The sequence below is a fragment of the Trichocoleus sp. FACHB-6 genome, assembly GCF_014695815.1.
GTDB lineage: Bacteria > Cyanobacteriota > Cyanobacteriia > Cyanobacteriales > FACHB-T130 > Funiculus > Funiculus sociatus.
In genome coordinates, this window is record NZ_JACJOY010000025.1 from 36,772 (window position 1) to 62,740 (window position 25,969).

Genomic DNA, 25,969 nt, shown 5'->3' on the forward strand with positions numbered 1-25,969 from the left:
CCCGATAAGCCATAAAAGCTCGGCTGATAGGGAGTTGCAGACAAAGCTCGGATTTGATATAGTAATCTCATTTTGCGTTGTAATTGGTAAAGATAGAGCCGCTTAACAGGATGCGATCGCGCAAATTTTCATTGCTGACATTCATCCTGATAAAACTCTTTGGTTGTTCCATCTGGATAGAATAACTTCACGCACCAACCATCTCGTTTTTGCCACGCATCATAGGCGAAAACTAACGCCCAAACTGTCAATAACCCGGCCCCGGCGGTAATAGCTAAACGTTTCCATGCGACCTTTGTTATTTTTTTAGAGCGCTTTCTTCTGCCAATACTGCGTTTCAATTGCAAAAATCCCTTTCACTCACAGCAGTTATCCTTATACAAACGCGATCGCTGCTATTCTGCACAATTCCACAAAATTCTCAAGTCAATAGTAGGCTGGGAAAACCCTGAAAATATCGCCCAAAACGGTGCGTTAGAGCGTTTACTCTTAATACATCTCGGTTAGTAGACTTCTTGCATTCCTTGGGCCCTCAACTAAGGTACTCTGCGAGAAGTCGCGAAAGCGTATACACGGCTTCATAAATAAGGCCATCGTCACGATTCCCAAATAAATGTTCCAACCCGTTTTAGGGGTTTAAGCTTTAAGAAGAGAAATTTATTTCAATGCCATGAATGTTTTATCAACAAGGTTATCTCGATTGGTAGAATTTATATAAAAATCAGAATTGGGTTAGAAAAAGCAGATATAAGCTGTTGTGCAGTTAAATAACGTATAATCAATTTATTTGTCCGTAAGGTAAAGAAGCAATGCCTGCCAAAAACTATCTCCAAAAAGAGCAAAAAGAAAAACTGCAAATAGCTTTAAAAGAGGAAGAGAATGCAGATATTAGAGAAAGAATTTTAATATTATTATTGTTGAATGATGGGAGAATCCAAGCCAACATAGCAGAATTTATTGGCTGTTCCCTGAAAAAAGTCTCCTATTGGTGTGTGCATGGCGACCCAGAAAATCTGGAAAGCTTAAAAGATAGAAGAATGCAAGGTAATAATAGAAAAGCCACAGATAAATATATTGATATCTTACTGGAAACGATTGACAAAGACCCAAAAGAATTAGGATATGAATTTGGCAGATGGACAACAAAAAGATTGGCTGTGTATTTAGAAGAAATTACCGGGCTTGGCTTGAGTAGCTCACAAGTAAGAAGGATATTAGAAAAAAAAAAGTACGTTTACCTTTGGGCGAAGTACAGCTTAGAGGATAAATGGGATGTTGAAAAAAGACAAGCATTTAAAAATAAATTATCCGAGTATTTGAAAATAGCTAGGGAGAACCCAGAACGTTTACAGGTATGGTTCTGGGATGAAAGCGGATTTAGTTTAAGCGTGATAAGAAGAAAAAATTGGACGAAAAAGGGAAAACGGAAGTCAGTCAGCGGACGAAGAAGAAAAGGGAGAATAAATGTCATGGGTGGGCTAAGATATTCCGATAAGAAAAGATTTGTAGAATTTTTGAACAAAGGGAATTCTAGAAACTTCTATGAAGTCTTAAAAATCTTTTATAAAGAAGTTATAAATGAGTGGATAGAAGCGGGTAATCAAGAACAAGACTTTGCCCTTAGGGGTGCAAAAATAGTGATTATATTAGATAATGCTAGTTTTCATAAAAAATCAGACATCCTTAAAAAAATCGAAGAAGGAATGCCCAATATTCATTTGGAATTCCTCCCGGAATATAGTCCAGATTATAACTTAATTGAATTAGTGTGGCATTCGGCAAAAGAATATGTGGCTAATCGTCTTTTTACCTCTATTGAAGAACTTGAGTATTTATTACATCGACTTCTAAATGAAGGTGAGTTAATTATTAAGTGGGAGCGTAAGCTTAAAAACAAAGGGGATTCTATTAACGTAATTTAAAAGCGCAACAGCTTAGCACTCCTCAATGATTCGTGAAGGCGAGATACCCGACTTCTGTAAGAAGTCGGGTATCTGAAGCCCTAGCTCACAACTCAAAGAAGATTGCGATATTAGTTAGCATTAAAATGTATCGGTCTACAAAATCACAAAACACGTCGGATGGCTATAGTATTAAAATGATTACGCGATCGCTTATTCTGGGGCTGCTGGCTTACCTCGCCTCTAGCTGCTCGACTATGACCTTAACCCGCATTGAGCAACCAGTTGCTCAATCGGCTGGTTCGACAGCAACTGCAATTACCAGCCTGTTGCCGCTGGAAAATACGGAACAATCCTATAAAGAAGTAGCCAGCGCACAACCACCTAAACCAATGTTCAATCTTGGCTCCTATCAATGGAAAAATCGGCTATTATTGGTTTTTGCCCCTACAGAAAGTAGCCCCAATTACCAACAGCAAATGCAGCTACTTCAGAGACAAGCTGCGGGATTAAATGACAGAGATTTACTCGTAATTGAGTTGTTCAAAGAAGGTGAAAGCCGCATTGAAAACCAAATTATTGATGAATCGACGGCGGCTCAACTCCGCAACCGATTTAATATTACTTCTGAGGAATTTAGTGTCATCCTAGTGGGTAAGGATGGTACGCAAAAGCGCCGGGATAAATCTCCAGTCACGCCTGATATTATTTTTAAGCAAATTGATGCCATGCCTATGCGCCGCCAAGAGATGCAACAACGGCGCAGTTAAATAGCAGATACACCCCACACGGTCGCACCTTAAAGGGTCGATGATGCTCCACAAGATAAGCCCGCCTGCGTGGGCTTAACATCAGCCGTAGCGTAGGCAGGCTTTCTTTATTCGCCCTAGAGTTTACTCGTTAGGCGTTTTTACCAAACTTTTCATCGCTAAACTTTGCCATCCTTTCCTGACAATTAAAATTAACAATGCTGCTACCAAGCCCACAGCCACGATAGGCATAAAAATTGCTAATATCGACAAAATAATCGAACTAGCTGCTTCAACTGTAGAAACAACGGCATTGCCAATTCCCACCGTCAGCGCTGTTGAAGATAAGCGAGTCATTGCCGTAAATGCTTGCACAAGTCCCGCCGAACCGCCACCAGCAATTACCGCTATTGTCCACTGCAATAAAGGATCAGTGTTGGGAATTAAGGCTGCAACGATGGAAGTTCCCACAGCGATCGCAGTCGGTGTAGAAACAGTATCGAGTAAATTATCCACCCACGGAATATAGTAAGCCGCAATCTCAACGCAAGTCGCTACAGCAAACGCCTCCAACGCCGGATAAGTTCCTACCCACTCAAAGTTCTGTGAAAGTGGCAAATGTCCAAAAAGTGCAGCAATACTCATTACCAGCGGCGGTACAAAAATCCGAAAGCCGCAAGCCGCACTCAAACCGATGCCAATTGCAATAGTTAACAGAGTATCCATAGCTACTTCAAAATGCGGAAACACACATTACTAGCTTAAGAAAAATTTCTTTTAGATGTTTCCTACTTTTTGAGTAACATATTGCAATATCGCTGATTTTAAGTTTTGGTGCAACTTTACAGATTAGAACCATCCTTAAAAACGGGGTTAATATTGCGCTGATTATAAGCGGCGCATCCTTCTTAACAAAACTAACAACCCCAAGGCTAAAGCTAATCCTACCGCTGTTGCAGCAATTAGTGGTTGATTAGCTTGACGTACTGCGATCGCTACATAAGCCCAGATGATTACCAGGGGAAAGGCAATGTCAGATCGCGTTTTAGCAATAGTAGCAGCGATCGCTCCCCCTACTAGCAGCATAATTACTGTCCACGCTTGGGGACTGATACCCCAACCATTCCAGCCTAAACTGTAAAGTGTACTCGCCACATTGACAATCGTCGCCACGCTAATCCAACCTAGATAAATACTCAAAGGAGTATGAACCAACCACAACTCTTTGCGCGATACTCTTTCCGTACCAATTCCCAACCGCAGATAAATTCCAATCAGAGGTAGCAAAATAAAAAGCATCGCTACCACCGAAAGCGCGAAAAATTGATATACAAAAAGAAACACCCACACAATTTGAGCAATACTAGCTACTGCTAAAAGATAGCCAATCCGCCGCAGCAGAGGATTTTGCCGTTGGTTAGGAAGTACCTGATATACGCCAAAGCTAATTAACCCCAAATAAATCAGACCCCAAATTGCAAAAGCATAATTGGCGGGGATAATTTGCACATTACTAAAGAAAGTATTGGAAACTTCGCCAATTGTTAATCCATTAGGCGGAGAAACATTGGCATATACATTGATACCGAAAGCAGCGAGGACAGCAATCAAATTGACCCATTGCAGAATCAAATTTGAATCAAAGGGCTTATTGACTGAATTCATATAGATAAATACCTCAAACACAGACTGCTTAAGCCGCGATATAGCAATCCTAAATAGGTTGTAGACCTGTCTCTTTTATCTCTGGAGCGCCCTCTGCGCCTGGAGCAGTTCGTTTTTTTACGAATCAAATAGGACTGCTATATAACGTTTCTCAGTTGGGTGGAATATATCGCAATTGAGACCTTCGGGCGACCTTGGTAGGGACATGACAATGCCATGTCCCTACAGATGTATCGCACCCAACCCTTGAATTGCTATATATTATTATCGCGTTTCTAGCTTAGATAGGCTCTTCGGTTTGTCTACGGTTTACAACCAATTTAGGTTGTGCCATTAGGCAAAATTGCCCTTTGGAGATTAGCGCCTGTGAGGTTAGCGCCTGTGAGATTAGCGCCTGTGAGGTCAGCTGCTGTCAAATTAGCGCCTCTGAGATTGGCTTTGCTGAGGTTAGCACCAGCCAGCGTAGTCCGCACCAGGTTAGCCCATCTCAAATCAGCTGCGTAAAAGTCAGCTTCGCTCAAGTTAGCCCGGAAAACGTAAGCCTTACTAAGGTGCGCTTCACTCAAGTTAGCTTTGTGGAGGTTAGCCTTGTAAAGGTAGGCCCCCAGGAGTTCAGCATTGTAGAGGTTAGCTCCTGTGAGGTCAGCTTCAATCAAGTTAGCTGCGATTAGGTTAGCCTCACACAGATTCGACCTTCCCAGTTTTGCTCCACCCAGATCAGCACCGCTGAGGTTAGCTTCTCTGAGGTCAGCGCCGATCAAGTTCGCATTGCTGAGGTTAGCTCCTTTTAGGTTAACCATTCTCAGGTCAGCGCCGATCAGGTTAGCGTTACCCAGATCAGCATCTCTGAGGTTAGCTTCGCTTAGGTTCGCAATGCTGAAATCCGCTTCTTGAAGGTTAGCGTCCATGAGTTGGGCTTCTTGAAGGTTCGCATGAGCCAGATTCGCATGGCTAAGGTTCGCGGTGATCAGTTTAGCTTTGCAGAGATCGGCTTTTCTGAGGTTTACTCCTCGCAAGCTTGCGCCTCTGAGGTTCGCCCCTCTGAGATTCGCTTCGCTGAGGTCTGGTTCTATCTCTGGGTTTTGCCTTCTCCACTCAATCCATTTGACTGCACCTTCTTTAAGTAGGGCAAGATGCTGTATAGACATATCTGTTTGGTTTGGTAATATTTGTTGGGTAATCTAGAACAGAGTGGTTTTATATAAATCCAAAAAATTATTCCTTACGCATAGCGGCAGGATTTTGCCTCCCAAGCACGTTTTCAATCGCCGCCAGCGCCCCATCAGCACCCGCTAAAATATCTTGTTCTTTTCCACCCAGGTAGAGGCGACCGAAGCTTCCGACAGCATTAACCTCAAGGATGTTAATCGCGGCGGCTTTCTCCGCTTCGTTCGCCGCTAGTGCTGCATAAGCGGCTGGTTCTACTTCTAATACATAAAGTGTTTGTCCTGCTAGTAGCAGCTGTCCGCGTCGGGTGCGATTAATTAGTTGTGTTTGGTGCGCGTCTATGTTGCGGATAATTTGGCTAGAAACGACTCGCGGTTTGAGACATTCTTCTCTTTTGACTCCCAGTGCGTCTAAAATTGCTCTCCCAGCGGCCCGCGTCTCGCCTTGCGTGCTGGAATGAATTTCTAGAAGTCCATAAAGTCGCTCAACAACCTGCACCCCTGGACGTACAGAAGCGGATTTTAGGGCGACATCGGTAATCCGGTTGATTTCGATCCCTGGCGAGATTTCAATCCACAGCGACGCATCTCCTGGCAATGGCAAGAAGCCTAGCGCCACTGTACCAATGTAAGCTGCGTGCTGTGGCTGCAAGCTGTCTAGAAATACGTAACTGCGTAGTTCTATGCCCAAGGTTTTTTCTCCGGACAATATGGTGCAACTTAAGAGTTTACCTTGATACCGGAATCAGTAAAAATATCGGCTGTTGATGGGCTTCGCCAATTTCCGGGGCTGTAAGTTTTTTCAATCGTGGTAGTTCTACCCATCTATAGACGATGGTTCTATCCATTTACAGACACAACCGCCCAGATAGCCGCGTTAGATTATTTACATAAGTTAATAACGCTAGACAGACGGAGCGATTTATGATAGCTGATCTTTTAGAAGATACCAGAGACTATTGGCGGAAATTAGATGAGTTAGAAGCTGCCTATAAAAAAGGGGAAGTTTCTCTTCAGGAGGTGGATGCTAAAGTAAAATTGCTCATGACCGAATTAGGGCGATCGCGCAAGCAAGCATTGAGCTATTTTGTGAGTAGCTTTCGCGCCAAGTGGTCACAGCAACCTGAAATCATTGTTGGTGTAGCAGTTCTGGGAATCATTACCTACGCTTGGGCAGTTGTCAGCTAGACTATTTTTCTGGGTTCAAAATTGAACTTTGTACAATTCAAATAACTCGCCGGATTTCCGCTTGACAATTTTTGCTCCGGTAGCTTTAATGATTTTTTCCCACTCTGCGATAGGCGAGAGAAACACCTCTGCACCTAAATAGGTTTCTAGAACCGCCCAATCTTCCGATAAGGGACTTTCTTGGTTGAGAATGTCAAAAACAAATATACCGCCGGGTTTCAGCACTCGCTTGACTTCGTTCATCGCGATTTCCCAGTAATCGAGGGGAAAATAACAACTCCATCCGGTTGCGATCGCTAAGTCAAAAAAATCATTTTCGTATTTTAACTGCTGGGCTGAACCCAACTCAACACCTTTGAACAGCTTCGAGTTTAACTGGGAACCGCGAGAATTGAGTGCATCGCGGGCCACGGTGCTGATTTCTTGACCATAAAAATATGCTCCCCAATCCCGCCAAGGATAGATTAAAAAGCTAACGCCACAGCCAATATCTAAACAGCGTTGATTTTTTTGAGGTTGGGCAATTTCCCAGAATGGAGAAGTGATTTTTTGGGTAAGTGTACCTGCTACCCACTCTTGAAAAATTGGCATTGCTTCAACTTCTTCCGGCAATTCAAAGGCTGCACTCTGATACTGTTTATTGAAGCGAATAGCTAAATCTGCCTGTCTTTGGGCGTACAATCTCTCTGATTGATGGTCATCTGCACTTTGGGCGCTGAGTGAGGCGAAGCTGTTTTGCTGAAACGGTTTTTCCGGAAATTTAGACATGAGACGATATTTGCTGTTTAAAATTCTGGCGATTTCTACCTTAAGGATAGATGACAAAAACGCTTCCTTGCCGACGATATTAGCATGAAGCAGCCCTGATTTTGAGCGATCGCTGATTGCTGATGTTTGTCTAGGGGTGGATTTATTATAGCGATCGCTTCCCATCTTACAAAACCCCGACTTGCGGATCTACTTTATCCCTGCTTTCGCACTAAAGACTGATTAAATTTATTTTTAAACTTGACAACATGGCTTTATAACCCTCGCCAAGGGTTGTTTTCAAGTTCAGTTATCACAAATAAAGGTTAAAAAAATGATTAAATCGTGGATGGTTATTGTAGGCATCACCTTTTTAGTTTCCTTTGGTAGTTTTTTTATTAAACCGCGTGATGTTAAGTGGGCAACTCACCTACGCTTACCAAAGTGGTTAGTAGTTTTTGAGCCAGCAATTCCCGTAATCTGGAATCTCATTTTCTTAAGCGGAGCCATAAGTGCTTCTATTATCTGGGATAAAGACCCAGGAAGTCTCAAAACTTGGTTATTAATGGCAACCTATCTGTTAGTAGAAGTAGTTACAGTAACTTACATTCCAGCTACTCTGAGACTGAGAAATCTTAGTGTTGGTACAATTATCGGAGGTGCTGGATTAATTGTAGCTATCCTGTTGACACTCTCTGTATTGCCGATTTCTAGTTCGGCGGCGGCGCTACTAATTCCTTATTTGGTTTGGAGTCCGATTGGTACTTATAGTACCTGGAAAATGACTCAGCTTAATCCTGATGCTGCATAAGTTGCCTTTCTACAACTAAAATTAGATGGTAGTAAGCAGTATGCCATTCATCGCCAAGTATGACGAAAAGCGACAACACAATTAAGCTGGATCAGTTTTTGAAGTTTTCAGGTGTAGTGATGACTGGCGGCGAAGCCAAGCTAAGGATTCAAGATGGTGAAGTTTTAGTCAACGGTACGCTGGAAACCAGACGCGGACGGCAGCTAGTATCAGGCGATCGCGTGACGGTGGGAGGCCAAACTTTTGAGGTTAATTTGAAAAATTCCTGATAACTTGTAGCGGATTTAATTGGAAATATCAATTAATCAATTTTTGTCAGTTGTCAGAAGTAACAGATAACTGACGACTCTCTCTAAGTGTAGATATATACAATTAAATACACAACATTTGTGATAATTTATAGGTTAAATTTAAGCCTCAAGATAGGGTATTTCTGACACCAAATAAGTTTAAGTTGGAGTGTAGAGTTAACATAATTGAGGACATAGTTATGCCTAGCGGTCATGCCAGCCATAAAGGTGCTTCAGCAAAACCCAACACAAATGCTGAGGGTTTGATTAATGCTGCTGCTGATGAATCTACACCAGCTCCCCAGGGTGTTATTAATGAAGCTAGCGATTCAACAAGACTTGACGAAGCGCCAGCAAATGAGGCTGCTACTCAACGACCAAATGAGGAATAATAAGTGATTTATAATCGTTCCCAGGCGGCCGCCTGGGAACGATTACGAGTATTACGCCGCATCCTGATGAAATCGTAGCCGCGAAATCAATTGATAAAAAGGTTCCCAATTATCTTCTTGATCAATTTTCTCCCAAACTGCCTCTATTTCTGGTCTAAGTAACACAGTTTTTGGATTATGACGCTGCAACCGCTCAAGCATATTATCCATCTCGCTCTCTGGTAAGCTAAGCAAAATTTGCAGATATAAATTTCGCCAAGCTTCTAATAATCCTGTCGCCTCACTTGAATTTAAAAAGCTATCTGATTTCAGAATATTTGCCGCATCGTCGCGCCAATTGCGGTTAAACTGTTCGGTCAGTTCTGAAAAGAAAGTGTGATAACCTACTTGAGTTTTTTGCAGCAATGTTAGAGTTGACATCAGCAATTCTTCAGCTTCCGGCTGAGCCAGATTTGCAAAACCCAACTTATTCAGCATTCGCTCATTGTAAGTCTGGTAATAATGCTCGTCAAACTCCTTTAAAATAATGTCCATCTCTTCAACCGGAATCACGGCTGATAGCGGGTCTTGAAGCATTTCTAAATTCAACTTGCAAATTCCCGGTTGATTGCCGTAACTATAACGCCCGTAATAGTCAAAGTATGCCGCAGTAAATTGCGGATTATACGTGTCAATAAAGGCGAAGGGGCCATAATCAAAACTTTCCCCAGTAATTGACATATTATCTGTGTTCAAAACAGCATGACAAAAACCCACGGACATCCATTGAGCAACAAGTCTCGCCACTCGTTGCACTAACTCTGCGTAAAAAAGTGCATAGCGGTCTTGCTTATCTTTGAGGTGGGGATAATATTGCACGATTACATGATCTAAAAGCTGTTGAATTAAATCTTTTCGACCGAAATTATGCAACCGTTCAAATGTCCCAAAACGGATATGAGAACGGCTAAAACGAACCATCACCGAAGACCGAGTTGGAGAAGGTTCGTCGCCTCGCCAAAGCGCGTCACCAGTTTCAATCATTGACAGACAGCGAGAAGTATAAACGCCTAGATAGTAAAGTGCTTCTGAGGCTAAAACTTCTCTTACTCCACCTTTTAGCGTTAGCCTACCATCGCCACCTCTAGAGTAGGGAGTAGTACCAGAACCTTTAGTTCCAAAATCATAAAGTTCTCCATCGGTTCCTCGCACTTGACCGTAGAGAAATCCTCTACCATCTCCTAAACGAGAATTGTATTCCCCAAACTGATACCCGTGGTAACGCAAAGCCAAAAAAGGTTTTCTTCCTTGAAATTTACCGAAAGCTTCGATAAAATTTTCGTCCGTTACTTCTTCTGGCTTTAGGCCTAGCTTTGGTAATAATTCGTCATTGCGGAAGCGCAGAATATGTTTAGGAAATTCTGCTGCTGCGACTTCATCAAAAAAATCGTCGCCTAAAGCTTCCAGCGCCGGATCGTAATTGAGGTTGAGAAAGGGATTGAAGGAATTTTCAGGGGTCATAAGCTGTCAAAAATACTAGGCAAATAAAATTCAAGAGGTATACAGTCTAGACAGTCTGGTTTCGTGTAGAGTCACCATGCCAGAGCGATCGCACTTTGCCAGTCATTCCATTTCTATGCTACGGATAAGTAAGTATATAGGTTCAGCATCAAACGATAGAGATATGCTTATCCGTTCTGCTACACCTGCTGATGTACCAGCCGTTCTACCAATGGTTGCCAAGATTTGTGCTTTGCATGAAAAGTGGGACTCAGCAAAATATGGATTTTTGCCTAATCCAGAGTTGCGTTATAAGAACTGGTTGAGTAGGATGGCGACTAGCGATCGCAACATCTTCCTAGTGGCTGAGGCTGAACCAGGACAACTGGGAGCATTCCTCGTGGCGACAGTAGAACAGGAAATCCCAATTTATCGTTTACAGGAATACGCTTTTATTCACGACCTCTGGGTTGAGGAGGAATATCGTCACGCCGGGATTGCGCGGCAGATGGTGATGCGGACTATTGAACACTTTAACAGGATGGGAGTCAAACAAATTCGCCTCGATACTACTGCTGCTAACGATGCGGCGAGGCGATTATTTTCTGCTTGCGGCTTTCGCCTGAGTACGATAGAAATGCTGATTGAATTGAACTAGGGAAGCGGCGCAAATACACGATCGCGCTTTTCAGAATCCAAAATAGTATGACATCAAATTCACCTAATCTCAAAAGCCTCACCTACACTAAAATTGTAGATCTCAGTCATGTAATTGACCCAAACATTCCCATATGGCAAAACGATCCGCCCGTTGAATTTGAGTCAGTAGCCGAATTAGAAAAAGATGGTTACTATCTGCGACGATTTTCAATGGGCGAACATAGCGGCACTCATATCAATGGGCCGAATAGCTTTTATCCAGATGGAATTGGGATTGATAGTTATCCATCCGAGTCCTTAGTTGTGCCAGCTATTGTTATCGATATTCGGCACAAAACTACTGAGAATCCTGACTATGCTTTAACAATAGATGATGTCCTCAACTGGGAGGAGCAACACCACTGTATACAAAATGGTAGTGTTGTACTGTTGTATACGGGTTGGCAAGAAAGATGGGGCGATGTTGAAACTTTTTTTAATCAAGTTGAGCCTGGTAAATTTCATTTTCCAGGGTTTGGCGCAGAAGCAACCCGATTCTTGCTAGAAAAACGTGCGATCGCTGGGATTGGAATTGATACTCACGGAGTAGATCCGGGAATTGACGAAGCTTTTACAATTAATAAACTTGTACTAGAAACCCCTAGAATTGTCCTAGAAAACTTGACGAATCTCCATCAATTACCGCCTACTGGCACCACATTAGTAATTGGAATTTTACGGTTAAAAGGTGGTTCTGGCACACCTGTATCGGTTTTGGCTTTTGTGCCTTGATGCTTATAATAAATTAAACATTAAAAAATATCAGGCAAGACTTTTCCATACGAGTATTCGCCCTGGTGTAGGGACACGGCACTGCCGTGTCCCTACAGAAGTTCACGAATCATTTAGGATTGCTATAGTAGGAATTATACTTGAATTAATGCGCCCTTAAAAAAGCCGCTACTTTCATGTAAGACTTGCGTCAGCAGAGAACCGCGAGCAAGCTAGGGTGTAGAGTTAATCGTCATTATTAGTAATGTTATGAAAGTAGTTCAGCAAACTTTTACATTACTCACTTTGCGAGAACGCCCAGTCGGGGTTTGGATATTGAGCGGTTTTACAGCTGTCGTAGGACTTTTGATTTTTATATCGTCCAACCCACCTGTTGATTTTTTTGGGTTGTTTTGCATTGCTTGCGCCAACTTTATGATATTTGGGAGTCCCGTTAAAACTTGCCTATTTGATAAAAATATTAATCGGGTAACTTTTAAACAAAAAGGTTGGCTGGGAACCCAAATAATTAGCTATTCATTGGACAAGGTTACTAGCGTTCAAGTAGAAAAATCTAACTTAATATGGATTCATTTTTACAGGCTTACTCTCAGGTTTGTATCAGGGCGACGTTTTTATTTAACCCCAATTCCTAGCACTGACTTGAAATTGCAGCAAAGTTTAGCTGATTACATCCAAAAATTTCTGGATTAGTAGAAATACTAAATTATCTCAAGTTTTTTAAACGAACACCTGAGGCGCAGAGGACACAGAGGAAGAGAAAAGAAATAATTTAATAAATAAAATAGGATTGCTATAGCAGTCCTAAATAATTAGAAAAGGCGAGATCCCCGACTTCTTAGAGAAGTCGGGGATCTGAAGGGCTGGCGATAACTCAAATAGGATTGCTATATGAAATTCTGCTTTAGATCGAAGGTTGAACCAAAAGAAAACCCTATCCCTGACTGGTTAGCAGTTGAATTTTCGTTGGATGCACAAGAGCCTCGTTGTTATAAAATTTGGGTTGTGCCAGAGATTGCAGAAGTGGCACTTATATTAGGAACTTTGGAGATAGACCCAAGTGTAGAAGGGTGGATAACTTATCTTAAAAGTCTAGGTTTTGAAGATGTGGTGCAGGTATCTTGCAAAGAGTTTTTTAGCCCTAGAGCTGACAGAGATAGGTGAAGATGGGGAAAAGTTGATGAGTGTTTGAGTATTTGTCTGCAAGTGCGATCGCTGCTTTTGGTTCAACGCCCATTGTCCCGACAGCGAAGCCCAGTAAACAAATTCGATATTATGCTGCTATTGAGAGTTGCTCTACTACCCGAACTCGTCCTTTTAGCACTGCACGGAGCAATCTATTGAGAGAGCTTCTATCTTCTTCATCTAAGGACTCATCTAGGGCAGCTGCCATCAGTCCATAGCGGTCAGCTAAAGTAAGAATACCAGTTTCAGCAACGCTGGCGAGAATTTCAGAAATGGCACCGGGGAGAAGATTTACTGGGGACATTGTTATTGGGGCGTGAACTCTACACTCTAAATATCCTCTTTTTAAAGTTTGTGTAAAGCGATCCATTCCACAAGGAGTCTGTGAAATTACTGAGGTTTTTCAGTGATCGCGATCGCAAGTAGGGCAAATTCCCCCATTTTCTAAGTGCGATCGCTGTGATCTGGTGTCTGGTTGATTACTCGTAATCCCCTTTTACAAAGGCGCCCCACCCCGCTTGCGGGGTGATGTGGGAATCAACCGGGTTTGCTCTGACTGGGTGGATGAAGACGGGAGGTGAATTGTCAAGTTTCTGGTTCCTCCCCCGGCAAACGGGTTTGATACAGTAAAGGAGTAGATAACTTGGAACTACGATAATGCTTAAGACTTCATTGATTGCAACTAGCTTACTGTTAGCGGCAACCGTGTCCTACCCATTAAAAACGCTGGCACAAGTTCCTAGCACCCAAAATGATGCCAATTCCCAGAGGGGTTGCCTTTCTGGGTATCCTGATGGTACTTACCGAGGCCAACGTTCTGTGAGTCGCTATGAATTTGCCGCCGCTTTAAATGCTTGCCTAAATCAGTTAAATCAACTCATCCCTAGCGACAGAGCAGACTTAGCGACCAGGGAAGAGGTGGAAACATTGATTCAACGCCAGAGGCAGTTAAACGAACAACTTCGAGAATTAAGCGATCGCGTTGGCACCTTATCTGGCGAATCATCTGATACAACAGGTAAATAATGCTTTTAAACAAACTCTTGTTTAAAAGTAAGCAAGTATTTATCTCTTTGTGCCGGATAACGTCACATCCAAGGCTGACAATTCAACCTCGAATCTCAGATGTTTTTTAATATGGAATCTACTTAGAATTAGCAGCCTTTATATAGGCAACAGCCAGAGGTGTGAACTTTTCTGTAACTGCGGCAATAATAGATCGGTCTTGCTGAGTCCAGACTCTGGGTTTACCAAAAACACAAGGTTGCAAAATTCCCCACAACACACCATCAAAGCATAGGTGAGCGTGAACTAATGCTCGATGCCCAAACTCTTTTGCCTCGAAAGCTTGATTAACCACTTGGGGGTTAGCTGTTTCAACATCTTCTACAAAGATAGATGGTTCTGTACGCAGTGCAGCCGCAAATAAGGGATCTTCTTGTGGCAAAGATTCTGGTTCTTGTTTCCAGTCGGAGTCAATGATATTGGGATACTCAGAACTGCGAAGCCAGCAGTAAGGAACTTTACCGATGCGTGTGTGCGGATCTCGCAAGTAGAGAAAAATGCGATCGCATTGCAACACTTCACCTAACGCTGACACTCCAGCAGAAAAAACTGCATCCGGCGTACTCTCGTTGCGGAAAATTTTATCCAAAACTGTAGGTAGAACTTGGTCTTGCATGAGCTTGTGTTTGTAATATCAATTAGATGCTACGCGATCGCGTCACATCTGAGTAAGTGGGTGTACGAAAAGCAGGAACCGCAAGGGAACACCGAACCGTCTTGGGGGTAGAGGTGCTAGATCACAGAAAGGGCGCTCATAATGCAAGAAGAGAGTCAACGCTGATATCGGCGAGGATCTGTTTCCATGAAAATCCGTATTCGATTTTGGTGGTGGGTGATAATAGGAACGCTATTATTTTCCCTACTCGGAGTTAAAGCCCAACCGCCAAGCCGCGTCCACGCCGATGTTATGACTTTGGTAGGCTTAGGGCCGCGTGTAGCTGGGACACCAACTATCCAGAAAGCCCGCGATTACTTGTTAGCAGAATATCGCGAATCTGGCTATGTTACAGAGGTGGGGACTTTTACTTATCCGAAATTTTTGGATAACGGCTCAAATTTACTGGTTAATAACGCCCAGCTAGACGGAAGGGCGCTTGCTGGTTCAAGGGCTGGTAAACTGCAAGCACCACTGATTGGCGTTCCTGGGGTGGGAAAACCTGACGAATTTGCTGCTGTTAACGTCAAAAATGCGATTGCTATTGTACGACGGGGAGAAATCCGCTTTCTCGACAAAGCACGCAATGCACAAAATGCTGGTGCAGTTGGTTTAGTAATTGTTAACACATCCTCCGGCGAACTCGCCGGGACGCTGGGTGGTGAAGTTAATATTCCCGTGTTCTCTCTGTCTGGTGAACGTGGCGAACCCTTGCTAAAAAAAGCCCTCGCCTCGCGGCTGGAGGCAACTCTTAATGTGAATACCCAAGGGGGTAACGTCACAGGATACAATGCGATCGCGCACAAACCCGGTGTCAAATCACCCCGCATCTTGATTGGCGGTCACTACGACTCAGTTTTAGGTTCCCCTGGAGCAAATGATAATGCCTCTGGCACCGCAGTTGTACTAGAACTCGCCCGTCGTCTTGCCAATACGCCACTAGCAAACCAAATCTGGTTCGTCGCCTTCGATGGTGAGGAAGATGGCTTACATGGTTCCAAGGCATTTGTCAATTCAGCATCGCCGGAATTTCTCAAAGGACTTCAGGCAATGCTAAACTTCGACATGGTAGGCGTGAACGAAAAGCTGCTCGTAGGTGGAACATCAGAACTGACAGCACTAGCGACTAAAGCAGATCCGAAGATATCCACATTCCGCGACACTGGTAGCAGCGATCATCAATCATTTACCTCTGCGGGGGTTCCAGCAATATTTTTCTATCGAGGGCAAGATCCCAACTACCACTCACCCAACGACACTCAAGTAGATCCAAAACTACTAGAAGCTACAGTTGAGGCAGCAAATCGGATTATTCAGGAGCGTTTGGCACAAAATTAGCTTTAGCTTTATCGTAAGCTGCTTTTTGCTCAGGGGTCGCTTCTTGCACACAATCTGCATGAATGCGTTCTAAATTCTCAATGTATTCCTGATTTTTGCTTAAAACCGGGTTAGCGCGACTCGAAGCAATAAGAGCGAGTTGGGCGCGTAAAGGCAGTTTGCGAAAAGCTTCCAGGCGGTTTTCAATAGAAGACATCAAGAAGTACCTTTGGTGTAATTGGTAATTGGGAATGAGCAGCTAATTAACGACAACGTGTTCGTTTACGTCCAGCAGCCAATTCTTTTTCGGTAGCCAGAAATAGCTCATATCAAATCCGATTGATTATCCGTAATTCCCGCGCTCACCCGAAGAGAGCCAGAGCCTTTGGCTCCGGTTCCCCTTCCTGCTTGCGGTCTGGGGTTCTTTTATTATGGGCAATTTACCAGACATGATATTAGTTTGATTCTAGGCGCAGACTGCTATTAAAAAATCAATTACCACAACAGGTCGTTTGTCTTCCACCTGTTGCACCCAGCACTCGCTGTGACAGTTGCGTAAGTCCTAGAGATTTCGTCCCAAAAAATTTTGGCAACAGAGTCCTCAAGGTTATCTAGCTGCATGGTTCAAATAATTGGCAAGGCGATCGCAAATTCTGTTCCTTGACCAACTTCAAATGTAAAACTGAGTCGTCCCTGATGTTTCTCCTCTACAATTTGACGAGCAATGGATAACCCTAAGCCCGTACCTCTACCAACCGCCTTTGTTGTGAAAAGCTGATCGAACAGCTTCTGCTGCACCTCTGCTGACATCCCAATTCCGTTATCCGCAATCCGAATGACGGCGTGTCGATCGATGAAGGCTGTTTGAATCCGAATCTGAGGTGTGGCAGGTAAAGACTCTTCTAAAGCGTCTATCGCATTCGCCAGAATGTTCATAAACACCTGGTTGAGCAGTCCCGGATAACACTCCACGTCTGGCACATCGCCGTAGTTCTTGATAACTTCAATCGCAGGACGATGCGCTGACGCGCTACCGCCCACGGCTTTCAAGCGGTGACGCAGAATAGTTAAGGTACTCTCCAATCCATCATGCAAATTGGCCCGTACCTTGGTTGTTGCGTCAGAACGCGAGAAATTTCGCAAGGAAATCGAGATGTCCTTGATTCTTTCTGCACTCAACTTCATTGAGTTTAGCAGCTTTGGCAAATCTTCCAGCGCGAAGTCGATATCAATGTCTCCCAGCGTTTGCTCTAGCTTTGATGTCGCTTCCGGATAGAACTGCTGATAAAACTCAACCACCTTCGTGAGGTCACTCACGTACTCAAACGCTGGCGCAAGATTGCTAGAAATACATCCAATTGGATTATTGAGTTCATGAGCGATCCCAGCAACCAATTGCCCCAAGGCTGACATTTTCTCACTCTGAACCAGTTGTAGTTGATAACGTTGTAAATCTTGCAAAGTTTGGGAGAGTTCTGCGGTTCGTTCTGTCACGCGCTCCTCAAGTACCTCAGTCCACTGCTCTAGTTGCGCGTTCCTCTCTTCTAGAGTTTTAGTAAGCTGCCGCAGTTGCAAATGAACGTTGACCCTAGCAATAACTTCTTGTTCTTCAAAAGGTTTAGTAATGTAGTCTAGTGCGCCCAATGACAGCCCCTTTACTTTACTGTCCGTATCTGCAAGTGCTGTTGTGAAAATGATTGGAATGCCTTGAGTCAATGGATTTGCTTTCAAGCGAGTACAGGTTTCAAAGCCATCCATACCTGGCATCTGTACATCTAGCAACATCAATTCGGGAGACTGCTGCTGGGCGATATTGATGGCACTTGCTCCATCCATTGCCATCCTAACTTTTAGACCAACCTGTTTAAGCGCCTGCGACAGCACGGATAGATTGGTTGAGTTGTCATCCACTATTAAAATAAATCCAGCCGCTTGATTATGCATAGCTTGTTAAGAACTGCTTGTTAGAAATTGAAGAGTGGGGATGAACTATGAGTTGGGGATGAACTGTTTTATAAAAGCTGCCAAGGCATTAAGTTCACAGTTGTCAGCGAGTTCTGAAAGCTTTTGAGCAAAGGGTACAAGTTGAGAATCAGCCTCCTTGAGTTGCTTAGCTTTCTCAACAATTTCGTCCAAATCTCCCATTTTAACCAACTGGTTAAAATGCTGTAAGATTTCTAGTGAGGGTGGTGTAATGACTTCTGGTGTCTGTTCAAAAGCCTTGGAGTTTGTGCTTCGATTTTCAGTCTGCTTGTCATAAATCCATTCCAGTTTGAGGTAGTGTTGGATAAACTGAAGTAGACTTTCAATCTCGATGGGTTTTGGTAAAAATTCATTCGCCCCGGCATCAACGCTTTTGAACTGATCCGCTTCAAAGACACTTGCAGAAGAAGCGATCGCAACGGTGTCTTTGAACTGTGACAACTGTCGCAGATGTCTGAGCATCTCAAAGCCATCCATCACAGGCATCACCAAATCAGTAATAATCAGGTCGGGATGAATCATAACCGCTTTGTCTAACCCTTCCTGCCCATTGGTTGCTTCAATCATCTCAAAGCCTATCGGTTGGAGCAAACTTACCAAAACGGAACGATTTTCCCAACGGTCATCAATCACTAGAATTTTGCGGCTCGCTCCCTGATAGCCGACAATTGTTCTATACTGAACTACTCTGGAAGAATTAGCCCAGTCCTTGGCTTCGGGCAATTCCACATCAAACCAGAAGCTGCTGCCAAGTCCAAATTCGCTTTGCACCTCCAGCGCACTACCCATAAGCGAGACAATCTTTTGACTGATCGCTAATCCTAACCCCGTTCCTTGTGATTGTTTTTTGGCATCGCCAACTTGTTCAAATGGCAGGAAAATCTTCTCTAATTGCTTTGGTTTTATGCCCACTCCGGTGTCTTCAACCTGAAAGTGAATTCGCCAAGTAGGGCGTGGGGTACGAGCTAAATTTTCAGCCCTTAATTCCTGAGCCTTGACCTGAAGTGTAACGCTTCCGTTATCCGTGAATTTGATGGCATTCGAGAGCAGATTGATTAACACTTGGCGCAGACGTTTTTCATCAGCTCGAATGCCAGTGGGTAAGTTTGTATCAGGTTGGTAAACGAAGACAAGCCCTTTTTGCTCAGCACGAATTCGGCAGATTTCGGCAATGCCTTGCACAAAGGACGGAAAATGAAAATCGCTCTGGTTGAGTTCCATTTTCCGGGCTTCAATTTTGGCTAGGTCGAGGATATCGTTGATCAGCATCAACAGGTGGGAGCCAGATTGATGGATGATGCTAATGCCTTTGTGTCCCTTTTCCGTCATCGGTTCGGTGCGTTGGAGGATCTGGGTATAGCCAAGAATGCCGTTGAGTGGTGTGCGTAACTCATGGCTCATGTTCGCGAGGAATTCGCTCTTGGCTTTGTTGGCACCATCAGCGGTTTCTTTGGCGTGTTTGAGTTCTGCGGTGCGTTCTTCAACTCGGAGTTCGAGTTCCTGATTGGTTTTTTCTAAAGCGGCGAAGGAGTCACGCAGCTGCTGTGCCATGCGGTTAAATGATTGGGAAAGTACGCCCAGTTCTTTGACTTTGGAGGCTTCAACGTTTTGGTCAAGTTCTCCCTGCGCGATCGCTTCTGATGCCCGACTCAACTGCAAAATGGGTCGGGCAATCCAGCGCGAGGTATAGATACCCAATACGGTAGCCAGTCCCAATGCCCCTAAACACAACCAAATGGTGTTGATTGTATTTGCATTAATTTGCCCCATAAAGTCTGATTCGGGCATCGCGACGACAACCAACCAATCTAATCCCCATTCGTCCTGCCAGGAAGTTACCTGTACAAACTGGCGTTGACCATTCAGCATGAAATCTAGCTGATGGCTATTCTGAATTGTTTTAAGAGTGCCGAAGTGTTGAGCTAAATATTGAGAGGTTGCTTGAATTAAAGCGTCTTTGCTTTCAACGCCCTGCAATCGCTGGGGTTTTTGATTCACAACTGAGAAAACTGGAGCGTCGCTAGAATTAGCAACCAAAAAACCATTGCGTTCTAAAATAAAAGTCCTACTAGATTTACTAACTTTAATTTGGCGAAGAAAGTCACTGATTTGTGAAAGACGCTGTTCAACGCCAACACTGCCAATTAGATTACCGCTTTTGTCATAAATCGGTCGGCTAGTGGCGATCGAGAGTGGATAACCATTGGTTTCCCACTGATATATTTCACTCCATCCAGGTTTGCCAGTCTCAAAGCCCTTGGCATACCATCCTTCCTTCTGAAATTGGTAATCTTTTGTCCCTTCAAATCGTTGAATTGGCTTACCTCGATCGTTGGTTGCATAGTTGTACAAATCTGTACTGCTATATCGCTTAGGTAAAACCAGACTGATATCAGGGTTGCCGTGGTCTGGAATTGTAGATTCGCGATAGTATCCAGATGCGATAAATTCTCCAGTTTTAGTTCCGTAAAGAAGGTAGCCAACGTTGTAAGTTTTTACTTGTTTATAGAAGAATTGAGCCAAACAATCTGCATCTTGTGGATTAAGCAATCCTAAATCAATTTGTTCACCATTAATTTGAGTGAGATAGCGAGTAGCTGCTGCATAGCTGTCGAGATGTTGATCGACTCGATTACTCACCTCGGTTTGCAATTGAGCTGCAAGTTCGTTCACAGCTTTTTGTCCGTTCCGCAGGGATAGGTATCCTGTCAGTCCTACAGCTGCAAAGATTTGCAGGATGAATGGAACAATCAGAACAGTCTGTAGGGGAACTTTACGAGAGGCTTTTGTACCCGCAGGAGTTGTGGACTTAAACAGCATGGCACTGAGAACCATTGAGGGTGGGGTATATACTCTATAGTTCCCAAGTCCAGTTTAGAAATTACTTCGTTGTTATAAACTTTTGTAGCAATCGCTACAAAAGTTTGCTTTATGCAGATTGTTAGGCAAAAGTCAAGGGAAATTATATCATGTCTGGTAAATTGCCCATAATAAAAGAACCCCGCCCCTCAACCCCTCTTTGCAGGCAAAGAGGGCGGGGTGAGGTTCTATGCCTTTCAGGCACGCTGCACGAACGGTAATGCTGGTTCCTTGAGCGGATTTGATACAGCGCTTTCCCTTGTGAGTGAGGTACACAGATCCCCGACAACTCCTGCGAAGTCGGGGATCTCTCCACATAGCCTGTCCTTCATCCGACTGCAAGCCGCTGTATAATCGATTGTCTCCAATTACCCATTACCAATTCTCCACAAGTTAGCATTCACAAATGAATTAGGATCGCTATAGTAGTTAGCGAACTGCCCAAGCTACGAAACGCTCAGTGTAATATAAAGCCAACTGGTTACTTAGCCCGTTGAAAATAGCATCAAAAGCGTGTTCTGCCCAAGGAATTTCTAGCAGAATCGCCGTATTGCCATTTGCCCGCAGACGTTGATACATTTCCTCTATAAATCTTAATTGAACTAGATGATCTCTCCCACCCTGCACTAATAAAGTTGGCGGTAAGGAACGTGTTACATAATTAATCGGTGAAGCAATTCGATATTCATTGGGAAACATTTCTGGCGTTCCACCGAATAACATTACTAAAACATTTCGCGTATCAATTGGGTCGGGACGTGGCGGACTAGCATAGCCTCCAGGCAAGTCAACTGGGCCATAGTAGCTAACCACCGCCTTTACAGGTATAGCATCGGGTTGATAAGCTGCCAGCATCGCCAAATGTCCGCCAGCCGAACGTCCGAGCAAAACCATGCGTTCTGAGTCAGCCTCATACTGAGTTGCATTCTGCTGGATGAAGGCTAGTGCTGCACGTACATCATCCAACTGGGCTGGAAAACGGTATCGCGGCGCGTGTCGATAATCGATGGCAAAAACAGTATAACCGCGCGCTGCCATATAACGGCTGAAATCAGAATTATATAAGCGATCGCCACTTCTCCATGCCCCACCGTAGATTACAACAAGCGCTGGATATTTCCCAACTTGCGGCGGTCGGTAAATATCCATACTCAACGGTACGCCATCGGGATTAGCAAAGCGGATGTTGGGAGTGTAACGACTTTTACCCAACTTAATGCCTGTAAACGCATCAGCCAGCACAAACGGTTGCTGGCGCATGGATACTTGCTTATTATTAAAAATTTCGCTGTATTCTGAGCCAATGCCTTCTTTCATTGCTACTGTCAAATTTTGCACAGTTCCTGGCAACTGCATCAACGGTAAAGCACTCAAAAACAGTCCCAGCAAACTCGCACCCAAAGCTATAAATTGCAGCGGCGTGCGGCGCATCACACCTAGCAATAATCCAGTTGCAACTAAGTTTAGTAGCAGCAGCCAGTGAGAAACTTCCGGCGCACCTACTCCCAAAGTTAGCAGGAGCATATTTGGAGCCGGAACAACAATCCAAGAACTCAAAAAAAGTCCTGTACCGCTTAAGAGCAATGCGACCAACTGGAGAATTATCAAGGCTAGACGGGACATGGCAAAAAGTAACTAACAATTAAAGAATGATTTGGCTAATTATGTCTATAAATTATTGCCAAGATTGTTACGAATCCACAGCTAATTAAACTAACCAGGTTGCCATACATCAAAACTTGGTCATTTTGGTAATAACCATATAACACTCCGTTGAATTGAATAAAGTTAAAACCTAGGAAAGTAACTAAGGCTATATTTTTAGAGCTTTTGGTTTTAATGATTCTCAATGCTTGGGGAATAAACAGACTCGCATTGAACAAAAAACCTAATCCAAAAAAGAATGTAACTATCTCTTTCATACTTAATCCAAGTCTAATGGGAACGATGACAAAATACTGAATTTGATTTTAACTTGTTACACCTAGCCATTTTTCCAGGTATGGTTCTCCCCATTTCTCTGATGCACAGAGACTCCACAAAGCGGCAGGATATCAACAGACGGGACAATACCGTTTTAACTATCAATCCGTGGAGTTCCTTAAATGTCTTCATCTGAATCTTCGATGTCTAGTATGCTGCTGACTCTCTCCAACAATTTAGCTGATACCGTTGAGCAAGTGGGTCGGTGCGTTGTTGCGGTTAATGTGCGAGGCTCCCATAGAGGACATTGGCGATCGCGTATTTCTTCAAGCGGTATCCACTGGCGAAGCGGTATTATCATCACCTCGGACGAAACCATTAAACGTTCTGAGGAAATCACCGTCACCCTAGCAGATGGTCGCACAGTCTCAGTTACGGTGTTAGGTCGCGACGCTACCACCGATGTAGCTGTCCTCAAACTACAAGATGTAGACTTACCCGTTGCAGAAATTGGCGATGCTTCCACACTTAAGGTAGGTCATCTGGTACTTGCACTTGCACAAGGGAAAGAAAACGGTGTCACTGCTTCTATGGGTGTTGTCAGTGCTGTAGGTGACGCTTGGCGTAGCATGAGCGGCGGCTTAATTGACCAATTTCTGCGCCCAGATTTAAACTTATATTCTGGTTTCCCAGGCGGCCCCTTGGTCGAGGTGACAACAGGTAAAGTTGTCGGTATGAATACCTCTGGGCCTCGGAATATGGCTTTAACTATTCCGGCTTCTACCGTAAACCGGGTGCTTGACCAGCTGCTGTCAAAAGGACGCATTGGACGCGGCTATTTGGGTTTGGGTATGCAACCTGTACGCCTACCCGATACTCTCAAGAGTACGCTAAATCTAGATTCTACTGGTGGGGTAATTGTTATCAACGTGGAGCCGAATGGCCCTGCTGATAAGGCTGGCGTGATGATTGGCGATGTGCTGGTAGCGATGGATGGCAAGCCTGTAAGCGACACGGGTGATGTGCAGGCGCTGTTAGGCACCCAGAGCGTAGGTAAAACTCTCAAAGTGCAGCTGGTACGGGGTGGTGCATTAGTTGAATTAGCGATCGCAGTTGGCGAAAAATAACAGAGGCAATTGAAGATGGCGATCGCAACCGATAATACAGATACTACCTCGCACATCGCCCAATTAGCAGCTATTGCCGCACAACTACGCCGTTCTACTGTCCGGGTAGGAAGTCACCGAGAAGGCGGCGGTGGTGACATCTGGAATTTTAACGGCTTAATTGTCGCTGATGATTTGAGTAACGTTCTTTGGTACGCCGAACCCGGTGACTTGCTACCCTTGGATTTCCTGCGTTCGGAAAAACTGCTTCACTCCTTGTGTGGTTGTGGCTCGTGGGACGATTGCTAACGTATGAGTAAGGGAGAACTCGGCGTGATCGCGGTTATGGTAAGTGCTTCTAACTCCATTGTCCGTGCGGGTTTAGAAAGCATCATCCACGCTTCCCAATTGCTGGAGATAGTTGGTAGTTCCTCTAGTTTTGCCATCCAAGAGAAGCTAGTTGAAGAGTTACAACCTGACGTGGTGCTGCTGGAGTGGAGCATACCTGATGATGCTGCTGAAGAGAAAATACTCGCTCTTGGCGCTCTATCTCCTGCCCTAGTCATTTTGGCTGACAACGCCGATGATACTTGGGTAGAGTCGGCTTTGCAAGTTGGAGTCCAGGCAATATTACCGCTCAAGGCGACGGCTAATGAAATTGTAGCTGCTGTCGTGGCAGCGGCGGCGGGGCTAGTGGTGCTGCATCCTGACTTTCTGGATTCTCTGCTACCCCGTAGCGAGTCTTTCACCCGCAGGTTACCCGCTTCGCCAATTCAAGCGCTTACCGGACGGGAGATTGAAGTTTTGGGTATGCTGGCTCTGGGAATGGGGAATAAGAGCATTGCCAAGCGGTTAAGCATCTCTGAGCATACTGTCAAGTTCCACGTATCATCTATATTTCAAAAGCTGAATGCTTCCAGCCGGACTGAGGCTGTCACACTGGGTGTACGGCTTGGTTTGATTATGCTTTAACAAAACCTGCTGATTTTGCAGAATGAAACAAACTAGAAAAGGTAGCGATCGCATTCTCCATAATCGCTCTTGTTGATAGAATGCGATCGCTCAAAACGCCCAACTCACTCACGACGAAACACAAACAGATTGCCTGTTGCACCTCGTCCTACCCTAATTTCTTCGTCTAAATAAGAGGTTGTCCACTCTGCCTCATTGCGGAGGAATTCCAATACTGGTATTTTCAGCTCAGGAAAACTCCAGCTTTCCATGCCAAAGGCCTTTGTTGCTTGCATCGAAAAACTGTCAAAGCTCACCTTAGCCATCTTCTCATCTGCGCCCCAAGTCCAAACGCCATCAGCTTGTAACTGCCATTCCCCCAGCAGGGGTAAGTCAAGAAAAGCACCGTTAGAAGCAGAAATTTTTCCAGTACCGCCTGCAACCAACCTTTGCCACACCCGTTTAATCTTTATTCCTCCCCCAAAATCTGGAATTGATGCCAGCTGACGGGTAACAACTGTTCCTCTTGAGGCGTACACCAATTGCCAGTTACCGAGTAGAGAAGGAAGATGGTCGGAGTGGAGTGGCTGTGGGATGGGATTGATGCTTTCTAGCCGTCGCACAATTTCATCGATTGGCTCTCCATCAGATGGAAATAAGGCTTGCTGTAGCCCTAATGCTTCTACTCGTTGCAACAGTTCAGTTTTTAAGGCAATTCTCGTTGTGTCATTCCCTACCATGTCTTGATGTTCTACTTCCATGCTTTGAGGAAAGCATACATCAGAGCATTTAAAGGGTGGCTACCTCTGCCAGGATTTTCTGGGATGACGACAACTCCTCTCAACGCTCCCAACTTAAGCTCAAAGCAGGGTTCATTATTTTTCTGAGGACTGGATATAGCGGTTTTCGGTTATGTAAGGTACATTTTTAAAACGGGAAAGATTGGTAATAGTAAATTTTTCCGTGCCTCACTCGTGTAAAAACCGCTATAGACTTGGAAGTGTAATAAGGCTTTTAGGATTAGAATAATTTATGTACTTGCGTATCATCCACAGATAATTAGGCAATTTAATTCATATCAGGTAACTGTTACATAATTTATGTCT

The 25,969-nt window shown here is 44.1% G+C and carries 30 protein-coding genes; 15 read left to right on the top strand and 15 right to left on the bottom strand.

Features of this window, described 5'->3' with window-relative positions:
- Positions 1-128: 128 nt before the first annotated feature.
- Entirely contained in the window at positions 129-347 is a 219-nt protein-coding gene (locus H6F66_RS04735) for a hypothetical protein (RefSeq protein WP_190418731.1), read from the bottom strand.
- Between the two features lie 462 nt (positions 348-809).
- Between H6F66_RS04735 and H6F66_RS04740 the strand changes: the two genes are divergently transcribed.
- Positions 810-1,922 carry an IS630 family transposase gene (locus tag H6F66_RS04740; RefSeq protein WP_190418732.1) on the top strand — a complete coding sequence of 371 codons (1,113 nt, stop codon included), beginning with the start codon at positions 810-812 and terminating at the stop codon, positions 1,920-1,922.
- Between the two features lie 125 nt (positions 1,923-2,047).
- Positions 2,048-2,671: a DUF4174 domain-containing protein gene (locus tag H6F66_RS27530; RefSeq protein ID WP_199295383.1), complete on the top strand. Its 624-nt coding sequence runs from the start codon at positions 2,048-2,050 to the stop codon at positions 2,669-2,671.
- A 123-nt stretch (positions 2,672-2,794) separates the two neighbouring features.
- Here H6F66_RS27530 and H6F66_RS04750 read toward each other — a convergent pair whose 3' ends face one another.
- The 4 genes from H6F66_RS04750 to H6F66_RS04765 all read right to left on the bottom strand — a co-directional run bounded on the left by H6F66_RS04750 (position 2,795) and on the right by H6F66_RS04765 (position 6,172).
- Positions 2,795-3,376 (bottom strand): DUF4126 domain-containing protein, encoded by a 582-nt coding sequence (locus H6F66_RS04750; RefSeq protein WP_190418733.1) that lies wholly within the window; start codon positions 3,374-3,376, stop codon positions 2,795-2,797.
- 162 nt (positions 3,377-3,538) lie between these two features.
- Entirely contained in the window at positions 3,539-4,315 is a 777-nt protein-coding gene (locus H6F66_RS04755) for a tryptophan-rich sensory protein (protein WP_190418735.1), read from the bottom strand.
- 320 nt (positions 4,316-4,635) lie between these two features.
- Entirely contained in the window at positions 4,636-5,463 is an 828-nt protein-coding gene (locus H6F66_RS04760) for a pentapeptide repeat-containing protein (protein WP_190418737.1), read from the bottom strand.
- A gap of 67 nt (positions 5,464-5,530) precedes the next feature.
- Positions 5,531-6,172, bottom strand: coding sequence for a hypothetical protein (locus H6F66_RS04765; RefSeq protein ID WP_190418739.1), 642 nt, complete (start codon positions 6,170-6,172; stop codon positions 5,531-5,533).
- Positions 6,173-6,405: 233 nt separating this feature from the next.
- On the opposite strand from H6F66_RS04765, the gene H6F66_RS04770 reads away from it, so the two are divergent.
- The gene (locus H6F66_RS04770) at positions 6,406-6,669 is read left to right on the top strand and encodes a hypothetical protein (RefSeq protein ID WP_199295384.1); all 264 of its coding nucleotides are present in this window, start codon (positions 6,406-6,408) and stop codon (positions 6,667-6,669) included.
- Positions 6,670-6,684: 15 nt separating this feature from the next.
- Here the strand turns inward: H6F66_RS04770 and H6F66_RS04775 are convergent, their stop codons facing one another.
- On the bottom strand, positions 6,685-7,437 hold the full coding sequence (locus tag H6F66_RS04775) for a class I SAM-dependent methyltransferase (RefSeq protein ID WP_190418799.1): 753 nt from the start codon (positions 7,435-7,437) through the stop codon (positions 6,685-6,687).
- A gap of 313 nt (positions 7,438-7,750) precedes the next feature.
- On the opposite strand from H6F66_RS04775, the gene H6F66_RS04780 reads away from it, so the two are divergent.
- The 3 genes from H6F66_RS04780 to H6F66_RS04790 all read left to right on the top strand — a co-directional run bounded on the left by H6F66_RS04780 (position 7,751) and on the right by H6F66_RS04790 (position 8,909).
- The gene (locus H6F66_RS04780; protein WP_190418741.1) at positions 7,751-8,227 is read left to right on the top strand and encodes a tryptophan-rich sensory protein; all 477 of its coding nucleotides are present in this window, start codon (positions 7,751-7,753) and stop codon (positions 8,225-8,227) included.
- A gap of 59 nt (positions 8,228-8,286) precedes the next feature.
- Positions 8,287-8,496 (top strand): RNA-binding S4 domain-containing protein, encoded by a 210-nt coding sequence (locus tag H6F66_RS04785; RefSeq protein WP_190418743.1) that lies wholly within the window; start codon positions 8,287-8,289, stop codon positions 8,494-8,496.
- A gap of 221 nt (positions 8,497-8,717) precedes the next feature.
- Positions 8,718-8,909 (top strand): hypothetical protein, encoded by a 192-nt coding sequence (locus H6F66_RS04790; RefSeq protein ID WP_190418745.1) that lies wholly within the window; start codon positions 8,718-8,720, stop codon positions 8,907-8,909.
- A gap of 51 nt (positions 8,910-8,960) precedes the next feature.
- On the opposite strand, the gene H6F66_RS04795 is transcribed toward H6F66_RS04790, so the two are convergent.
- Positions 8,961-10,409: a YdiU family protein gene (locus H6F66_RS04795; protein WP_190418747.1), complete on the bottom strand. Its 1,449-nt coding sequence runs from the start codon at positions 10,407-10,409 to the stop codon at positions 8,961-8,963.
- Between the two features lie 76 nt (positions 10,410-10,485).
- Here H6F66_RS04795 and H6F66_RS04800 point away from each other — a divergent pair, with 76 nt between their 5' ends.
- The 4 genes from H6F66_RS04800 to H6F66_RS04815 all read left to right on the top strand — a co-directional run bounded on the left by H6F66_RS04800 (position 10,486) and on the right by H6F66_RS04815 (position 12,983).
- Positions 10,486-11,046 (top strand): GNAT family N-acetyltransferase, encoded by a 561-nt coding sequence (locus tag H6F66_RS04800; protein ID WP_242019280.1) that lies wholly within the window; start codon positions 10,486-10,488, stop codon positions 11,044-11,046.
- A gap of 47 nt (positions 11,047-11,093) precedes the next feature.
- A complete protein-coding gene (locus H6F66_RS04805) occupies positions 11,094-11,819 on the top strand; it encodes a cyclase family protein (RefSeq protein WP_190418749.1) in 726 nt (241 codons plus the stop codon).
- A 249-nt stretch (positions 11,820-12,068) separates the two neighbouring features.
- Positions 12,069-12,512, top strand: a complete 444-nt coding sequence (locus H6F66_RS04810) for a hypothetical protein (protein WP_190418751.1) — start codon at positions 12,069-12,071, stop codon at positions 12,510-12,512.
- 198 nt (positions 12,513-12,710) lie between these two features.
- On the top strand, positions 12,711-12,983 hold the full coding sequence (locus H6F66_RS04815; RefSeq protein ID WP_190418753.1) for a hypothetical protein: 273 nt from the start codon (positions 12,711-12,713) through the stop codon (positions 12,981-12,983).
- Between the two features lie 109 nt (positions 12,984-13,092).
- On the opposite strand, the gene H6F66_RS04820 is transcribed toward H6F66_RS04815, so the two are convergent.
- Positions 13,093-13,308: a hypothetical protein gene (locus H6F66_RS04820; RefSeq protein ID WP_190418756.1), complete on the bottom strand. Its 216-nt coding sequence runs from the start codon at positions 13,306-13,308 to the stop codon at positions 13,093-13,095.
- A gap of 353 nt (positions 13,309-13,661) precedes the next feature.
- Here H6F66_RS04820 and H6F66_RS04825 point away from each other — a divergent pair, with 353 nt between their 5' ends.
- On the top strand, positions 13,662-14,030 hold the full coding sequence (locus H6F66_RS04825) for an S-layer homology domain-containing protein (RefSeq protein WP_190418758.1): 369 nt from the start codon (positions 13,662-13,664) through the stop codon (positions 14,028-14,030).
- Positions 14,031-14,148: 118 nt separating this feature from the next.
- Here the strand turns inward: H6F66_RS04825 and H6F66_RS04830 are convergent, their stop codons facing one another.
- Entirely contained in the window at positions 14,149-14,685 is a 537-nt protein-coding gene (locus H6F66_RS04830; RefSeq protein WP_190418760.1) for a GAF domain-containing protein, read from the bottom strand.
- Positions 14,686-14,871: 186 nt separating this feature from the next.
- Here H6F66_RS04830 and H6F66_RS04835 point away from each other — a divergent pair, with 186 nt between their 5' ends.
- On the top strand, positions 14,872-16,062 hold the full coding sequence (locus H6F66_RS04835; protein WP_190418762.1) for a M28 family metallopeptidase: 1,191 nt from the start codon (positions 14,872-14,874) through the stop codon (positions 16,060-16,062).
- Here H6F66_RS04835 and H6F66_RS04840 read toward each other — a convergent pair.
- The 4 genes from H6F66_RS04840 to H6F66_RS04855 form a co-directional block, all read right to left on the bottom strand.
- Positions 16,034-16,258, bottom strand: a complete 225-nt coding sequence (locus H6F66_RS04840; RefSeq protein WP_190418764.1) for a hypothetical protein — start codon at positions 16,256-16,258, stop codon at positions 16,034-16,036. The two genes, H6F66_RS04835 and H6F66_RS04840, sit on opposite strands and share 29 nt — an antisense overlap.
- 407 nt (positions 16,259-16,665) lie before the next feature.
- Entirely contained in the window at positions 16,666-17,985 is a 1,320-nt protein-coding gene (locus tag H6F66_RS04845; RefSeq protein ID WP_190418766.1) for a response regulator, read from the bottom strand.
- 45 nt (positions 17,986-18,030) lie between these two features.
- Positions 18,031-20,859, bottom strand: a complete 2,829-nt coding sequence (locus tag H6F66_RS04850; RefSeq protein WP_199313297.1) for an ATP-binding protein — start codon at positions 20,857-20,859, stop codon at positions 18,031-18,033.
- 453 nt (positions 20,860-21,312) lie between these two features.
- Positions 21,313-22,506, bottom strand: a complete 1,194-nt coding sequence (locus H6F66_RS04855; protein WP_190418768.1) for an alpha/beta hydrolase — start codon at positions 22,504-22,506, stop codon at positions 21,313-21,315.
- Between the two features lie 482 nt (positions 22,507-22,988).
- On the opposite strand from H6F66_RS04855, the gene H6F66_RS04860 reads away from it, so the two are divergent.
- From H6F66_RS04860 to H6F66_RS04870, 3 genes are read left to right on the top strand one after another with little or no spacing between them, the layout of a single operon-like run.
- A complete protein-coding gene (locus tag H6F66_RS04860) occupies positions 22,989-23,933 on the top strand; it encodes a trypsin-like peptidase domain-containing protein (protein WP_190418770.1) in 945 nt (314 codons plus the stop codon).
- A gap of 15 nt (positions 23,934-23,948) precedes the next feature.
- On the top strand, positions 23,949-24,221 hold the full coding sequence (locus H6F66_RS04865) for a hypothetical protein (protein ID WP_190418772.1): 273 nt from the start codon (positions 23,949-23,951) through the stop codon (positions 24,219-24,221).
- A gap of 3 nt (positions 24,222-24,224) precedes the next feature.
- Complete coding sequence (locus tag H6F66_RS04870) at positions 24,225-24,884, top strand: response regulator transcription factor (RefSeq protein WP_199313298.1); 660 nt, start codon at positions 24,225-24,227, stop codon at positions 24,882-24,884.
- On the opposite strand, the gene H6F66_RS28745 is transcribed toward H6F66_RS04870, so the two are convergent.
- Both H6F66_RS28745 and H6F66_RS04875 read right to left on the bottom strand, forming a co-directional pair.
- The gene (locus H6F66_RS28745; protein WP_277873950.1) at positions 24,874-24,996 is read right to left on the bottom strand and encodes a hypothetical protein; all 123 of its coding nucleotides are present in this window, start codon (positions 24,994-24,996) and stop codon (positions 24,874-24,876) included. The genes H6F66_RS04870 and H6F66_RS28745 overlap by 11 nt on opposite strands.
- Positions 24,989-25,624, bottom strand: a complete 636-nt coding sequence (locus H6F66_RS04875) for a PAP/fibrillin family protein (RefSeq protein WP_199295386.1) — start codon at positions 25,622-25,624, stop codon at positions 24,989-24,991. The genes H6F66_RS28745 and H6F66_RS04875 overlap by 8 nt, the downstream gene beginning before the upstream one ends.
- Between the last annotated feature and the right edge of the window lie 345 nt (positions 25,625-25,969).

Bases quoted from the DNA above. Each gene is read 5' to 3' on its own strand.
- H6F66_RS04740 (WP_190418732.1), top strand. From the start codon at position 810: ATGCCTGCCAAAAACTATCTCCAAAAAGAGCAAAAAGAAAAACTGCAA.
- H6F66_RS27530 (WP_199295383.1), top strand. From the start codon at position 2,048: ATGTATCGGTCTACAAAATCACAAAACACGTCGGATGGCTATAGTATT.
- H6F66_RS04750 (WP_190418733.1), bottom strand. From the start codon at position 3,376: ATGGATACTCTGTTAACTATTGCAATTGGCATCGGTTTGAGTGCGGCT.
- H6F66_RS04755 (WP_190418735.1), bottom strand. From the start codon at position 4,315: ATGAATTCAGTCAATAAGCCCTTTGATTCAAATTTGATTCTGCAATGG.
- H6F66_RS04760 (WP_190418737.1), bottom strand. From the start codon at position 5,463: ATGTCTATACAGCATCTTGCCCTACTTAAAGAAGGTGCAGTCAAATGG.
- H6F66_RS04770 (WP_199295384.1), top strand. From the start codon at position 6,406: ATGATAGCTGATCTTTTAGAAGATACCAGAGACTATTGGCGGAAATTA.
- H6F66_RS04775 (WP_190418799.1), bottom strand. From the start codon at position 7,437: ATGTCTAAATTTCCGGAAAAACCGTTTCAGCAAAACAGCTTCGCCTCA.
- H6F66_RS04780 (WP_190418741.1), top strand. From the start codon at position 7,751: ATGATTAAATCGTGGATGGTTATTGTAGGCATCACCTTTTTAGTTTCC.
- H6F66_RS04785 (WP_190418743.1), top strand. From the start codon at position 8,287: ATGACGAAAAGCGACAACACAATTAAGCTGGATCAGTTTTTGAAGTTT.
- H6F66_RS04790 (WP_190418745.1), top strand. From the start codon at position 8,718: ATGCCTAGCGGTCATGCCAGCCATAAAGGTGCTTCAGCAAAACCCAAC.
- H6F66_RS04795 (WP_190418747.1), bottom strand. From the start codon at position 10,409: ATGACCCCTGAAAATTCCTTCAATCCCTTTCTCAACCTCAATTACGAT.
- H6F66_RS04800 (WP_242019280.1), top strand. From the start codon at position 10,486: ATGCCAGAGCGATCGCACTTTGCCAGTCATTCCATTTCTATGCTACGG.
- H6F66_RS04805 (WP_190418749.1), top strand. From the start codon at position 11,094: ATGACATCAAATTCACCTAATCTCAAAAGCCTCACCTACACTAAAATT.
- H6F66_RS04810 (WP_190418751.1), top strand. From the start codon at position 12,069: ATGAAAGTAGTTCAGCAAACTTTTACATTACTCACTTTGCGAGAACGC.
- H6F66_RS04815 (WP_190418753.1), top strand. From the start codon at position 12,711: ATGAAATTCTGCTTTAGATCGAAGGTTGAACCAAAAGAAAACCCTATC.
- H6F66_RS04820 (WP_190418756.1), bottom strand. From the start codon at position 13,308: ATGTCCCCAGTAAATCTTCTCCCCGGTGCCATTTCTGAAATTCTCGCC.
- H6F66_RS04825 (WP_190418758.1), top strand. From the start codon at position 13,662: ATGCTTAAGACTTCATTGATTGCAACTAGCTTACTGTTAGCGGCAACC.
- H6F66_RS04830 (WP_190418760.1), bottom strand. From the start codon at position 14,685: ATGCAAGACCAAGTTCTACCTACAGTTTTGGATAAAATTTTCCGCAAC.
- H6F66_RS04835 (WP_190418762.1), top strand. From the start codon at position 14,872: ATGAAAATCCGTATTCGATTTTGGTGGTGGGTGATAATAGGAACGCTA.
- H6F66_RS04840 (WP_190418764.1), bottom strand. From the start codon at position 16,258: ATGTCTTCTATTGAAAACCGCCTGGAAGCTTTTCGCAAACTGCCTTTA.
- H6F66_RS04845 (WP_190418766.1), bottom strand. From the start codon at position 17,985: ATGCATAATCAAGCGGCTGGATTTATTTTAATAGTGGATGACAACTCA.
- H6F66_RS04850 (WP_199313297.1), bottom strand. From the start codon at position 20,859: ATGGTTCTCAGTGCCATGCTGTTTAAGTCCACAACTCCTGCGGGTACA.
- H6F66_RS04855 (WP_190418768.1), bottom strand. From the start codon at position 22,506: ATGTCCCGTCTAGCCTTGATAATTCTCCAGTTGGTCGCATTGCTCTTA.
- H6F66_RS04860 (WP_190418770.1), top strand. From the start codon at position 22,989: ATGTCTTCATCTGAATCTTCGATGTCTAGTATGCTGCTGACTCTCTCC.
- H6F66_RS04865 (WP_190418772.1), top strand. From the start codon at position 23,949: ATGGCGATCGCAACCGATAATACAGATACTACCTCGCACATCGCCCAA.
- H6F66_RS04870 (WP_199313298.1), top strand. From the start codon at position 24,225: ATGAGTAAGGGAGAACTCGGCGTGATCGCGGTTATGGTAAGTGCTTCT.
- H6F66_RS04875 (WP_199295386.1), bottom strand. From the start codon at position 25,624: ATGGAAGTAGAACATCAAGACATGGTAGGGAATGACACAACGAGAATT.